The sequence below is a fragment of the Paeniglutamicibacter sulfureus genome (genome assembly GCF_030512175.1).
Lineage (GTDB): Bacteria > Actinomycetota > Actinomycetes > Actinomycetales > Micrococcaceae > Paeniglutamicibacter > Paeniglutamicibacter sulfureus.
The window spans coordinates 1750718-1762789 of record NZ_JAULBL010000002.1; the positions used below are offsets into that span (position 1 = coordinate 1750718).

Below are 12072 nucleotides of genomic sequence, written 5' to 3' on the forward strand. Positions count from 1 at the left end.
TTTGCGCTGTCGGCTGGTCTTAAAAATATGTGTGCATGCCCACGCGTCCAAACTATGGCCAAAAGGTGAAGTTTGGGAATACGGGAGGATTGTTGGCACAATTCAAGGCGTGAATGGACAGCGTGCGGTCGACTACAGTGCTACACCCTTCGTCGAATTGGACCGCCAAACCTGGGCAAGACTGTCCAATGAACTCAAGCAACCACTGGATGAAGCGGACCTGCGCCGCCTCAGCGGCCTGGGCGAGCAGCTAAACCTCGCCGAGGTGCGTGAGGTCTATCTTCCGCTCTCGCGCCTTCTCAACCTCTACGTCCAGGGCTCGGCCTCGCTGCACCAGGCCACCAACACCTTCCTGGGGGAGAGTACCCGGCGCACTCCCTTTGTTATTGGCGTAGCCGGTTCCGTGGCCGTGGGAAAGTCCACGACTGCCAGAGTTTTGCAGGAATTGTTGCGTCGCTGGCCGGACACCCCCGATGTGCAGCTGATTACGACCGACGGCTTCCTGTATCCAAACGCGGATCTGGAAAATCGCGGCATCATGCATCGCAAGGGATTTCCGGAATCCTATGACCGTCGTCGCCTGTTGCGATTTGTTTCCGAAGTGAAGTCCGGTGCACCGGAGGTGCGCGCCCCGTGGTATTCGCACCTTACCTATGACATCGTGCCGGGCAAGGAAGTCGTGGTGCGCTCTCCCCAGGTGCTGATCGTGGAAGGGCTGAACGTGTTGCAGCCTGCCCGGGCCCGCACTGACGGCACCGCCGGCCTGGCACTGAGTGATTTCTTTGATTTCTCCGTTTACGTTGACGCGAGAACTTCCGATATCGAAGAGTGGTACATCCGTCGCTTCATGAAGCTGCGTTCCGGAGCGTTCTCGGACCCCGCTTCCTACTTCCACCGTTATGCATCGCTGAGCGACGAGGAAGCCAGGGAAACCGCGCACGGAATCTGGAAACGAATCAACGAACCGAACCTGCGGGAAAATGTCATTCCCACGCGTGGCCGCGCACAGCTGGTGTTGAGCAAATCGGCGGACCATTCGATCCGCAGGATGCTGCTTCGCAAAATCTGAGACTCGAATTCTTGGGTGAACGTATCGAGAATTTCCCAAAAAGTTTCCGCGTCGTGCCTTTTGACCACCGTGATTGTGTGTAAAGCTGGGCACATGCTCAAGGGATTCAAAGAATTTATCATGAAGGGCAATGTCGTTGACCTTGCCGTAGCCGTTGTCATCGGTGCTGCTTTTGGCGCCGTAGTCACAGCATTGGTTGAGTTCATTCTCATGCCATTGATCGCAGCATTGGTCGGATCGCCGAACTTCGATGACTTCCTGGTTATCACGCTCGGTGCCGGTGTGGCCATCAAGATCGGTGCGTTCCTGACCGTTCTGGTGAACTTCATCCTCATTGCTGCAGCCATTTACTTCTTCGTCGTGGTGCCGATGAAGCACCTCGAGGAACGGCGCCAGGCTCGCCTTGGCGTTGAAGAACCCGCCGAAGAGCTCGATCCGCAGCTTGCGCTGCTGGCCGAGATCCGCGACGAGCTCCGCACCAACCGAACCCTGTAAATCCACTGCGGACCCTTTCGGTCCGCCCATCACGAAGCACCGGTGGCCCGATCCCATGATCAAGCCACCGGTGCTTCGTCATTTCCGCCAAAGGGCGGCAGGAGTGGTGGCGTAGGGCGTAGGTGGGCGTGGCCTTGAGCGGGCGCCAAGGGGAAAGTGGGATGATGGATGGGTGAGTGCACAATCAACCGAACAGACCGAAAAGCCGACCCACGCCCAGGATGAGACAACGACGTCCACCTGGGAACGGAGAGCCATCATCGATCTGGCCAACATCCGTGAAAACGTCAAGCGAGTCGCCGAGCTCGTGGCCCCTGCCGAGGTCATGGCAGTCGTCAAGGCAGACGGCTACGGACATGGAGCGGTGGCCGTGGGACGCGCGGCTGTGCAGGCCGGAGCCACATGGCTGGGATGCGCTCATGTCACCGAGGCACTGAAATTGCGCGAGGCGGGGCTGGACTCCCAGTTGATGGCTTGGCTGCACACCGAGGGAACACCGTTCGAGGCGGCCATTGCGGCAAATATTGACTTGGCCGTATCCGGTTGGGAATTGGAACATGTGGCCCAGGCAGCACAGGCTGCCGCGCAGCCCGCACGCGTGCACCTCAAAATCGATACCGGCCTTGGCCGCAACGGTTGCACGCCCGACCAATGGGAGCAGCTGTTGGGGCGGGCCGCCAGCTTCCAGGATGAAGGCTTGATGCGCGTTGTGGGTGTCTTCTCCCACCTGGCGGTGGCCGACGAACCCGAACGCCCGGAAACCGACGAACAATTGGAAGCCTTCAACCAGGCGGTGGCCCTGGCCGAGGATGCAGGCTTTGACCTTGAGGTGCGGCACATTGCCAACACACCGGCAATCCTGACGCGTCCCGACGCGCATTACGACATGGTCAGACTTGGACTGGGCCTGTACGGGCTCAGCCCCTTCGCCGGTGAAGAACCTGCGCGGTACGGGCTGCGCCCGGCAATGACCTTGGTCAGCCGGATCGCGAACGTGAAGAAGGTGCCGGCCGGGCAGGGCGTGGGCTATGGATTGCGGTACCACACAGACAGGGAAACCTATCTGGGCCTGGTCCCGATGGGCTACGCAGACGGCATTCCGCGTTCGGCCTCCAACGCACCGGTCAGCATCAACGGCAAGACCTATCTGGTGCGTGGGACCATTGCCATGGACCAATTCGTAGTCGATCTGGGCCCGGATATCGACGTTGCCGAAATCCTTGGTTCCGAGGTCATTCTCTTTGGCGAGGGGGGCCCGAACGCGACAGATTGGGCAGACGCAGCCGGGACCATCAACTATGAAATCGTCACCCGTATCTCGCCCCGCGTTCCGCGCCGGCTGGTGGAGGGAAGCTGGGGGGAATCCGGTGAATGAGGCATCGATTGCCGCAGAGCTTGAGGTCAGCGGCATTGACGAGACCCGCGACTTCGCACATCGCCTCGGAGAGATCATGCACGCCGGGGATCTGGTGATCCTCACCGGAGAGCTGGGTGCAGGTAAGACCACCTTCACCCAGGGACTAGGCCTGGGAATGGGGGTACGTGAGGGAATCATCTCGCCAACCTTCGTGATTTCCCGCATCCACCCCGCTTTGGGCCATGGCCCGGATCTGGTGCATGTTGATGCCTATCGGCTGGACAGTGCCGCCGAACTAGATGACCTGGACCTGGAAGCGAGCATGGGCCAATCCGTCACGGTGGTCGAATGGGGTGCAGGCAAGGTTGAACAGCTCAGCGACTCTCGGCTGGAAATAGTCCTACTGCGTCCGGGATCAGCCGAAATCCACGAAGACCTGGTCTTTGATTTCAACGAGGGCGAGGATGACGAGCCGCGCACCATCCGGATCGCGGCCTTTGGCCCTCGCTGGGAGAACGATCCCGGGCTTGCCGCGCTATTAACCGACTTCGAACGCTAGAACAACAGGGGAACCGCACACATGCTTCTATTGGCCATTGACACTTCGGCGAACGCCTCCGCAGCCTTGCTGGAATCAGAGGGCAACACGGTAAAGGTGTTGGGCTCCTTCACCTCGAACGTGGGCAACGACCACTCCGAGGTATTGGCCCCCGCCATCGAGTCCCTGCTCGGGCAAGCAGATGGCCGGACACCGGAAGCCATCGCCGTCGGTGTTGGACCCGGCCCCTTCACCGGGCTGCGCGTGGGGCTGGCCACCGCACGGACCCTTGGCTTTGTATGGGGGATCCCAGTCCACGGGGTGATGAGCCTGGACGCCATTGCCCTGGACGCCGTGGCACATGAGCCGTCAGGCGATTTCACCATTGCCATCGATGCTCGGCGCAAGGAACTCTACTGGGCGCGCTATGACAAGACCGGGGTTCTGCTTGAAGGACCGCACGTGACCGTAGCCGAGGAACTTCCTGCTGGTCCTGTTTATGGGGCCGGCGGAGGACTTTATGCCGATCGCCTGACAACCGTGGGAGCGGATGTCGTCCCCGGATTCGAGCACGCCCACCCCGGAGCGGTGTCACTGGGAACCCGTGCCGTCCGCGCCCTGGCCGCCGGTGAACCGCTGTTGGGGACCGAACCGCTCTACCTGCGCGAGTCCGATGCCAAGGTCCCCGCGGTCATGAAGGGAAAGCTGCTGTGAACGCGCACGACGCATTTCCTCCTCCCGCGGGTCTGGAGACCAGAGCCATGATCATGGAGGATGTGGCAGAGGTCTGGGAAATGGAGAAGGCACTTTTCCCGACCGACGCCTGGCCGCAGGACATGTTTGTCGGCGAGCTGGAGCAGACAGAAACCCGGAAATATTGGGTGGTGCAGGATGCAGGGAAGGTCGTTGCCTATTGCGGACTGATGTGCGTCCTGCCGCTGGCCGATGTGCAGACCATTGCGGTGGCCCCGGAATATGAGGGTCGGGGGATCGGCACGTACCTCTTGCGCCTGATGATCGACACGGCGATCGAACGCAGTGCCACCGATCTCTTGTTGGAGGTCCGTGCGGACAACCCCCGAGCCCGTGGCCTCTACGAGCGACACGGCTTCGATGCCATCCACCGCAGGCCCCGTTACTACCGCGACGGCGTCGATGCAGTGATCATGCGCAAGGTGCTGATCCTGGCCAATTGAACGGGCCTGAACAGAGCGCTTGCTTGGCCAAACCGACTGCCTGCCACCCATCCCACGGGCCACTTCGTCCAAACCGCGGTGGGCCACCTAAAATTGATTTCATGTCCCTTTCTGCACCGCTTGTTCTTGGCATTGAATCCTCCTGTGATGAAACCGGGGTGGGTATCGTGCGTGGAACCGACCTACTCGTCAACGCCGTGGCTTCCTCCATGGAGGACCACGTGCGCTTCGGTGGTGTTATCCCGGAGATTGCTTCCCGGGCCCACCTTGATGCATTCGTCCCGACGCTTGAATCCGCGCTCAAGGACGCCGGTGTGACGCTGGCTGAGATCGACGCCATTGCGGTGACCAGCGGACCTGGGCTCTCCGGCGCATTGATGGTGGGAGTGTCGGCGGCCAAGGCACTGGCCCTGGCCACAGGCAAGCCCCTCTATGGAATCAACCATCTGGTCGCGCACGTGGGGGTTGGCATTCTTGATGGGGGAAAGCTGCCCGAAAACCTCGGTGCGCTGCTGGTGTCCGGCGGCCATACCGAAATCCTGCAGGTCAATTCACTGACTTCCGACGTGCGCTTGCTGGGTGCAACCATCGACGACGCGGCAGGGGAGGCCTACGACAAGGTAGCCCGGCTGCTGGGTCTGGGATACCCGGGTGGACCCGTTATTGACAGGATTGCCAAGGAAGGCGACCCGAAGGCCATCCGCTTCCCGCGCGGGCTGACGTTGCCCAAGTTCATTGGAACGGAAGAAGAGCCGGGAAAGCATCGCCATGATTTTTCCTTCTCTGGTCTGAAGACAGCTATAGCGCGCTGTGTCGAGCAGTACCAGAAGCGCGGGGAAGAGGTACCGGTCGCCGACATAGCAGCGAGCTTCCAAGAAGCAGTCGTCGACGTGATTACCTCCAAGGCAGTGCGTGCCTGTCGGGAACACGGTTTGACGAACCTTTTGCTGGGGGGCGGGGTGGCTGCCAACTCGCGCCTCCGCGAGCTGTTGGCCGCGCGTTGTGCCTCGGCAGGGATCACACTGCGTGTGCCCCCGCGTAATCTGTGTACCGACAACGGCGCCATGGTTGCAGCTCTCGGTGCACAGCTGGTGGCAGACAACGTCCTGCCCACGGGACTCGGTTTCTCCACAGACTCCGGGCAACCCGTGAGTTTGATTTCATTGGCCGTCTAGAGATCGCCGGTAATGCGAAAGGGTGGATGGGAATGGTCCCATCCACCCTTTCGCTTAGGTGCCGTATTGCTTTTGCCTTAAGCCAAATGCATTCGGCGTACGTTGTCTTTGACGACTTCACGCAGGTTGCCGTTGTGGGCCGATGCAATCTTGTGCTGCCACTGGTAGCCGGCTCCGCCCTTGATGATGCGTTCAACATCCGCGAGCTCGGCACTGCAGCCAAGCTTTTCCGCAACGGGCGCCAGCCGGACGAGCTCCTGGAGTAAATGCTCGGTGACGAGCATTTCATCCCCGGCGGCGTTGAGGATGATGATGGCTTCCATGCCGTAGCGGGCAGCGCGCCACTTGTTTTCAACCCGGTACCAAGGAGGCATGACGGGGATGGTGCCGCCATTGTCCAGAGTCGTGGACATGTCATCCACGAGGCATTGCGTCAGCGCGGCTATGGCACCGATGTCCTGTAGCGAGGAGAGCCCATCGGAGATGCGCATTTCGACGGTCCCGAAGCGGGGGACCGGTCGCACATCCCAGCGGATTTCCGAGATGTCATCAATGACGCCGGTGTGCAGCATGTCGGCAACGTAGGACTCGTATTGGTCCCAGGACGGGAAATGGTAGGGGATGCCGGCGGTGGGAAGCTGCTGGAACATCAGGGCACGGTGCGATGCGTAGCCGGTGTCTTCCCCGCCCCAGAACGGGCTGGAAGCCGATAAGGCTTGGAAATGCGCCTGATAGTTGATTAGCCCGTCAACGATGGGTAAGGCCTTGGCCCGGGAGTCCAGGCCGACATGCACGTGCACCCCGTAGATCACCATCTGCTGGCCCCACCACTGGGTGCGGTCGATCATCTTGGCGTAGCGGTCCTTGTCTGTGACCGGCTGTAGCTTGGGAGGTGCGAACGGGTGGGAACCTGCGCAGTACAGGTCGACATCCATAGGGTCGGTAACCTCGCGAACCGCCACCAGGTTCTCGTGCAGTTGGGCTTTGGCCTCGGCCACGGTTTCGCACACACCGGTGACGATCTCCACGGTGTTCAGCAGCAATTCCTGCTTCACGTGGGGATGTTCCTCGTCGATGGCAAGTGAACCGTGGCGGAGGTTCAATTCGGCCAGCACTTCCTCGGCTACCGACCGCAGATCGGAGGTATGCCGATCCACCAATGCAACTTCCCATTCCACACCGAGTGTGGACTGGCGTGATGATGCGAAATCTATCTGCATCGGGCCTCCATGTCTTATGCGGCGAATCACGCCAATATGTTGTTACTGCTCAGTCTATCGACCGTAATAGCGCGTTTGATGCGACCGTCGGGGTTCGCCGGTGATTTTGTGGATCAACAGGGTGCTCGTGCGCACACACCACCTACACGGGCTCGACCTCAATGGCGTAACGCTGATCGCCGACCCGGGTGAGGATAAGTGTCGCCTTGTTCTTGGCATCGCGCCCCGTACCTGCCAGCAGAATCTTGCGCAGTTCCTCCGGCGTGACATCCATGCCGCGTTTCTTGATGTCCAGCACGCCGATCTTTTCGGCCTTGACCCAGGCACGGAGATTCTTCACATGGTAGGGCCGGACGGCAAGAACCTTGTATGCCTTGGCGAGGGGGGTTTCAACGGACTCTGCGGTGCTGAAATAAGCGATGCGCGGATCGATCAGGTGCCCGCCGGTGGTCTTGAGTAATTCGTCAATAAGTCCGGCGCGGATCACGGCGCCGTCGGGTTCATAGATGTAGGAATCGATTTCGCCCACCGGCACATCGCCGCGCATCGCCGCGTCCGGATCGAAGTCCACGGGGCTGGTCAGCTCGGTGGCGCCGTGCGCGGCAATGACCAGGGCAGCGCGGCGGATACCGGGGCGGGCGAGCGGACCGAACCAGAGCGCTGCCTCCGTGACGTCCCCGTTGATCGAGATCCACTGGACTTCGCAATTGGCCGGCACCGCGTCGTGTGGCAGTCCCGGGCCCATCTTCACGCCCACGGCCAGTCCGCGGCCGGCGAGCGACTCGACGAAGGATAGAGGAGGGCTGAAGGCTTCTGGGTCGAAGATCCGCGATGTGCCGGACGTATCGGTGGTTCGGCGAGCCGGGTCGAGCCACACCCCGTCGAAACCGGCCAGATCGAAGGTGGTCGCGTCGGCGTTGACCACGGTTGCGGTGGGCCACGGCATGAGGTTGAGGGTAGCGGCCGCGGCGGTGGTTTCGTCCATCTCCACGGCGGTCACCTCGAGTTCGGCGCTGGCAAGCGCGAGCGAATCAGCGCCGATCCCGCAACCCAGGTCGGCCACCTTCTTGATCCCGGCGCGGGTGAAGCGTTGGGCGTGGAGTCCTGCGAGCTTGAGCCGCGTTGCCTGTTCCAGGCCTGCAGGGGTGAAAACCATGGTGTCGGCAAATGGGCCGAACTTGGTCCTCGCCTTAAATCGGAGCTGGCTTTGCTGCACCACTGACGTTACCAAAGCAATCGGATGGTTCGCCTTGCGAAGACTCAAATTCAGTTGGAAGGCAGCTTCCTTGGTGCCCGCGGATGAAGGATCTACAGAGTTCAAAAGTGCCCATCCCTCGGGGGAGAGGATCTGGGAAAGATTGAAAGTTGCGGCTGTACTGCCAGAATCGGTTGGGTAAGAAGCCATGGAATCAAGCCTAACGGTAAATGAGTAGTCGTTCTCGTCGAACGTGCTCAGGAAGGCTTGAATCTCGGTTCTAGCGCGAGCAACTTCTGAGGCAGCTCGCCGTGGCACTTCCTAATGTAACCGCCGAGATCCGATTGAGTCTCACCGATATAGATCCCGCCATGGCGCCAAAGTTTGCGAACACCCGGATGGATACTCATGCCGAACAGGTCACGGAGATAGAATGCGGCTGTGCGAAAGGATCAACGATGACCGAATCAATCCTTCAATTTGTTCCAATGTGGATGCCGAAGTTCTTACACTCCCGGTATCAATCAGCACGAAGTTTGGCATTGCGCACGAAGCTGCTCGCCTTGGCACTCGGTATCGGGCATGCCTTGCGTCGCTAGTGGACCCTACGTGTGCTGCTCACCATTTATACGTATGTTGATGTCGACAAGCCTGCGCGGGAAATTCTTGTGACTTCCCCAGTCCCCGACGAAGGTAATTCCTCCGGCGCGGAGAACTTCGCGATCGCCATAGCGTCCACCGAAAGCCCAGTGATTCTTGTTTTGCAGAATTCTCCCGTCCCGTCGTCGCCGACGTCTTTGGGTGTCCCGAGGGGAGCAGGTCTTACGGGTTTATTCAGCCATCATGCAACACGTCAATGACGTCCTACGTCCCTATGAATCTATCCCTACGATGTCGCTTCGAACAGCCGACCGGATTTCACCGAATCCTTCGCCACTCCTGGGAACCGAGGCCATGCTCTCACTGCTTGCAAACAGGAGCCGCGATGCGCACGAAAACTCGACGATAAAAGCCAAGCCGAGCCGCCCTCTGAAGAATGCAGTTCCGGGTGCAGACACCTACTGCGCATTGTAGAACCACAGACCGCGGCTGTTGTCCAAGTGGACGGGAATGCTTTTGGGGCAATTTACATCCCGGCGGATGCTGAATTCGACGATGTGCTTACTACGCGAGCAGGTATGCGGCACATGAGACGCTAATCCTTGCAAACTAAACCGCTCGTATCCGGCTACAACGGCCGGATACGAGCGGTTTCTTGTTTCATCAATAGTTCATTGCGTGATTCCAAGGGTGGGCCGGTTCGAGACCCCTTCGATCGAGCTCCCCATGAAGGGATTCTTGGACTCAGAGTACGCTGGTGCGCGATTGCGCCTCTCAGAGGTGGCGTTTCACTGCCGGGTAGTAGCCCTTGAGATATCCGTCGGTGGTGGGGTGAAGATTGAAGGGATCAGCCAGATCCACCTGGTTGAAGTAGATCCAAGGCTTGTTCGCGCCGAGACCGTGGTTGTTGAATGCCCCAGTGACCGAAACGAACTTGGCACTGGTACGCTTCGTGGCATTCTTGATGGCCAGGTTGAGTGCATCTCCCAAGCGATTAAGTTGTTTGGCGCGCTCGGCGGTGATGAGCTGCTGGTCCCCGTTTGAGGTGGTGAACAGTCGCGGGTAGCCAAGAACCAGGATCTTGCCGCGGGTGGCGGCGTCAAGCGTGCGCAGGGTCTGGTGCGCGGATGCCCCGATCGTTGGGACGGCCAGATTTCCCATGCGCAAGGCACCATCGCAGGCAGTATCGCTTCCCAGAGTGCTGCAGGCCGTGACGAGCCCCCTGATATCGAGGTCGTTGGCGCCCAGGGTGAGGGTCACCAATTCGGCACCGGCCAGGTAGGGCGTCAGCAGCGGCACAGCACCGGCGATTTGGGCCGTGGTGAAGCCGGCGCAGGCGGCATTGGCGGTGAGGTTGACCTTGGGCCGCGCGTCCAACGCCGTGACGTGCGTTGGTCCGCTTCCCTGGAAGCAGCCGGGCGGCATCATCGGGTTTTGGGTCAGGATCCCTGAACCGAAGCCGGCGGAATATGAATCGCCGAGATTGACGTAATCAGTGACCTTGGACTGGGTCTTGGTTGGGGAGGCCGTGGCGGTGGCCGGGGCGATGCCGGTGAACGTGAGGGCAAGCGCTGCGGCACCGATGCCCAACGGGGTGAGGAAACGAAATTGTCTTCTGCGAGCCATGAGGATTGAACCTGTCTCAAGATGGCGGTGCGCGTTGGGGCACACCGGATCAAGCCCGAATGCACGGGCGGCAAGTGACGCACACGTGTGTCCCCGTGCACGTGGGTGGCCCAACCCCAAGGTCTCGCCACAATCCGACCCCCCCAAGCGAGGATTGGTTCAGCTGCCGGCGGCCAGAAAGGACTGATCCGCGCGTATTGCCAATCGTAAGCGCCGTGGTTCACGGAGAACAGGCTTGCGGGGGAGTCAGGTACCCCGGCATTGAGCAATGCCGGCCATTGCCCGCCCCGGGTGAGTCCGCATCAGAGTGAACGGCGTGTGGCGGGAAGCCTGTCCGGAATCGAAACCTTAGAGGGGCAGTGCCGAGCGGATGGGCCAGTCCTGGCCCTCGAGGATGACCTGCGCACAGCTGCCGGTGTCGGCGTTGAACACCAGGGGAGCAAAGAGGTTGACGCTCGCTTGGTGGTCGGAGGTATTCACAATTACCAGGACGCCTCGGGAGCCAGGCTCCGGGTCTCCGACCAGCGCCATTTGTTCGTTGGTGAAGACGGGCTTGTAGTCGGTCAGGTGCAGGGCCGCATCCAACACGAAGAGCCGAAGCCCGGCTGCTTGGGGAGAGGCCAACGCGTACAAGCCAAGTGCTCCCTCCACCGGTTCCAGGGACAACGTGGTGGCTTCGGGGAAGCCGGGCAGGGCCGCTGCAGGAACCAAAACGCGGCTCATCGCAGGAAATCCATCAACGAGGGCTGCAAGGTGCGCGAAGCTGCGGACAGTGCCGCCTGGTAGGCAACCTCTTGGGTCTTGAGTTCCAGAATGACCGAACCCAGATCGATGTCCTCGATGCCGCTGCGCCGTGCTTCCAATGAAACCGAATCCGAGAGCAACGCATCTTCGGCGGCCAGGACTGAAGCGTGGCTTGCGCCAATGGTGGCCTGGGATCCCAGGACCTTTTGCAAGCTCACATCGACCTCGCCGATGCGGGAGGAAATATTAGTTCCGGCGCGCAGATCAGCGACGATGTTCTTGATCAGTTGAAACACGCTCGTGTTGCCCTCTCCAAATACCTGGGCTCCGTCGGCATCCACTCGGACGCTCGAGTTCGTTCCGATGCGGCGTTCCACACCGCTGGTGCCCGAGAATCCATAGGCACTATCCACTGCACTGGCTTGGTCGGATGTCCCGGCAAAGACGTGGCGCCCCATGAACTTGGTGTTTGCCGCGTTCAAGAGCGAGTCATGCAGTTGGTCAAGTTCCAGTGCGATGGCTTCCTTGGCATCCGGAGCCAACGCGCCGTCGTTGGCGCCCTTGACCGTGAGGTCGCGAACCTGCTGGAGGATGTCGGTGGCGGATGTCAGCGCCTGGTCCGTGGTGGAGAGCCAGCCATTGGCATCCTGCACGTTGCGGGAGAACTGCTCGTTCTGGCGTTGCTGCGCACGAAGTGCCATGACGTTGGCGGTGCCGGCGGGATCATCGCTGGGCCGGCCGATTTCCTTGTGGGTGCCGGCCTTGTTCTGGATGGTGGCGAGCCGGTTCATGGCCGCCTGCAGGTTGCGCTCGGTGTTGGTGGTCAGCGATGCGGTGGTGATTCGAGTCATGGGCCT

At 60.6% G+C, this 12072-nt stretch carries 12 protein-coding genes; 7 read left to right on the top strand and 5 right to left on the bottom strand.

All coding sequences use genetic code 11. The features are described from left to right. The first annotated feature begins 109 nt into the window (after nt 1-109). The 7 genes from coaA to tsaD all read left to right on the top strand — a co-directional run bounded on the left by coaA (nt 110) and on the right by tsaD (nt 5830). Nucleotides 110-1069, top strand: coding sequence for a type I pantothenate kinase (gene coaA / locus Q2T94_RS14700; RefSeq protein ID WP_302266434.1), 960 nt, complete (start codon nt 110-112; stop codon nt 1067-1069). Nucleotides 1070-1162: 93 nt separating this feature from the next. Next, complete coding sequence (gene mscL / locus Q2T94_RS14705; RefSeq protein WP_302265269.1) at nt 1163-1564, top strand: large conductance mechanosensitive channel protein MscL; 402 nt, start codon at nt 1163-1165, stop codon at nt 1562-1564. 172 nt (nt 1565-1736) lie between these two features. Next, nucleotides 1737-2939: an alanine racemase gene (alr, locus tag Q2T94_RS14710; RefSeq protein WP_302265271.1), complete on the top strand. Its 1203-nt coding sequence runs from the start codon at nt 1737-1739 to the stop codon at nt 2937-2939. Continuing rightward, nucleotides 2932-3480, top strand: coding sequence for a tRNA (adenosine(37)-N6)-threonylcarbamoyltransferase complex ATPase subunit type 1 TsaE (tsaE, locus tag Q2T94_RS14715; RefSeq protein ID WP_302265274.1), 549 nt, complete (start codon nt 2932-2934; stop codon nt 3478-3480). The genes alr and tsaE overlap by 8 nt, the downstream gene beginning before the upstream one ends. A gap of 21 nt (nt 3481-3501) precedes the next feature. Next, entirely contained in the window at nt 3502-4173 is a 672-nt protein-coding gene (tsaB, locus tag Q2T94_RS14720; protein WP_302265276.1) for a tRNA (adenosine(37)-N6)-threonylcarbamoyltransferase complex dimerization subunit type 1 TsaB, read from the top strand. A gap of 47 nt (nt 4174-4220) precedes the next feature. Continuing rightward, entirely contained in the window at nt 4221-4655 is a 435-nt protein-coding gene (rimI, locus tag Q2T94_RS14725; protein ID WP_302265278.1) for a ribosomal protein S18-alanine N-acetyltransferase, read from the top strand. Nucleotides 4656-4756: 101 nt separating this feature from the next. Next, nucleotides 4757-5830 carry a tRNA (adenosine(37)-N6)-threonylcarbamoyltransferase complex transferase subunit TsaD gene (gene tsaD / locus Q2T94_RS14730; RefSeq protein WP_302265281.1) on the top strand — a complete coding sequence of 358 codons (1074 nt, stop codon included), beginning with the start codon at nt 4757-4759 and terminating at the stop codon, nt 5828-5830. Nucleotides 5831-5907: 77 nt separating this feature from the next. Here tsaD and Q2T94_RS14735 read toward each other — a convergent pair whose 3' ends face one another. The 5 genes from Q2T94_RS14735 to flgL all read right to left on the bottom strand — a co-directional run bounded on the left by Q2T94_RS14735 (nt 5908) and on the right by flgL (nt 12066). Then, on the bottom strand, nt 5908-7050 hold the full coding sequence (locus Q2T94_RS14735) for a glutamate--cysteine ligase (RefSeq protein ID WP_302265283.1): 1143 nt from the start codon (nt 7048-7050) through the stop codon (nt 5908-5910). Between the two features lie 142 nt (nt 7051-7192). Next, nucleotides 7193-8455, bottom strand: coding sequence for a class I SAM-dependent methyltransferase (locus Q2T94_RS14740; protein WP_302265285.1), 1263 nt, complete (start codon nt 8453-8455; stop codon nt 7193-7195). 1164 nt (nt 8456-9619) lie between these two features. Next, nucleotides 9620-10471 carry a GDSL-type esterase/lipase family protein gene (locus Q2T94_RS14745; protein WP_302265288.1) on the bottom strand — a complete coding sequence of 284 codons (852 nt, stop codon included), beginning with the start codon at nt 10469-10471 and terminating at the stop codon, nt 9620-9622. Nucleotides 10472-10819: 348 nt separating this feature from the next. Then, nucleotides 10820-11194, bottom strand: coding sequence for a flagellar assembly protein FliW (gene fliW / locus Q2T94_RS14750; protein ID WP_217389468.1), 375 nt, complete (start codon nt 11192-11194; stop codon nt 10820-10822). Next, nucleotides 11191-12066, bottom strand: a complete 876-nt coding sequence (gene flgL / locus Q2T94_RS14755; protein WP_302265290.1) for a flagellar hook-associated protein FlgL — start codon at nt 12064-12066, stop codon at nt 11191-11193. Before flgL ends, fliW begins: the two co-directional genes overlap by 4 nt. Nucleotides 12067-12072 lie beyond the last annotated feature (6 nt).

Coding starts and splice junctions, on each gene's coding strand:
- Q2T94_RS14735 (WP_302265283.1), bottom strand. CDS start 7,050: ATGCAGATAGATTTCGCATCATCACGCCAGTCCACACTCGGTGTGGAA.
- Q2T94_RS14745 (WP_302265288.1), bottom strand. CDS start 10,471: ATGGCTCGCAGAAGACAATTTCGTTTCCTCACCCCGTTGGGCATCGGT.
- rimI (WP_302265278.1), top strand. CDS start 4,221: ATGATCATGGAGGATGTGGCAGAGGTCTGGGAAATGGAGAAGGCACTT.
- tsaD (WP_302265281.1), top strand. CDS start 4,757: ATGTCCCTTTCTGCACCGCTTGTTCTTGGCATTGAATCCTCCTGTGAT.
- Q2T94_RS14740 (WP_302265285.1), bottom strand. CDS start 8,455: ATGGCTTCTTACCCAACCGATTCTGGCAGTACAGCCGCAACTTTCAAT.
- tsaB (WP_302265276.1), top strand. CDS start 3,502: ATGCTTCTATTGGCCATTGACACTTCGGCGAACGCCTCCGCAGCCTTG.
- fliW (WP_217389468.1), bottom strand. CDS start 11,194: ATGAGCCGCGTTTTGGTTCCTGCAGCGGCCCTGCCCGGCTTCCCCGAA.
- mscL (WP_302265269.1), top strand. CDS start 1,163: ATGCTCAAGGGATTCAAAGAATTTATCATGAAGGGCAATGTCGTTGAC.
- flgL (WP_302265290.1), bottom strand. CDS start 12,066: ATGACTCGAATCACCACCGCATCGCTGACCACCAACACCGAGCGCAAC.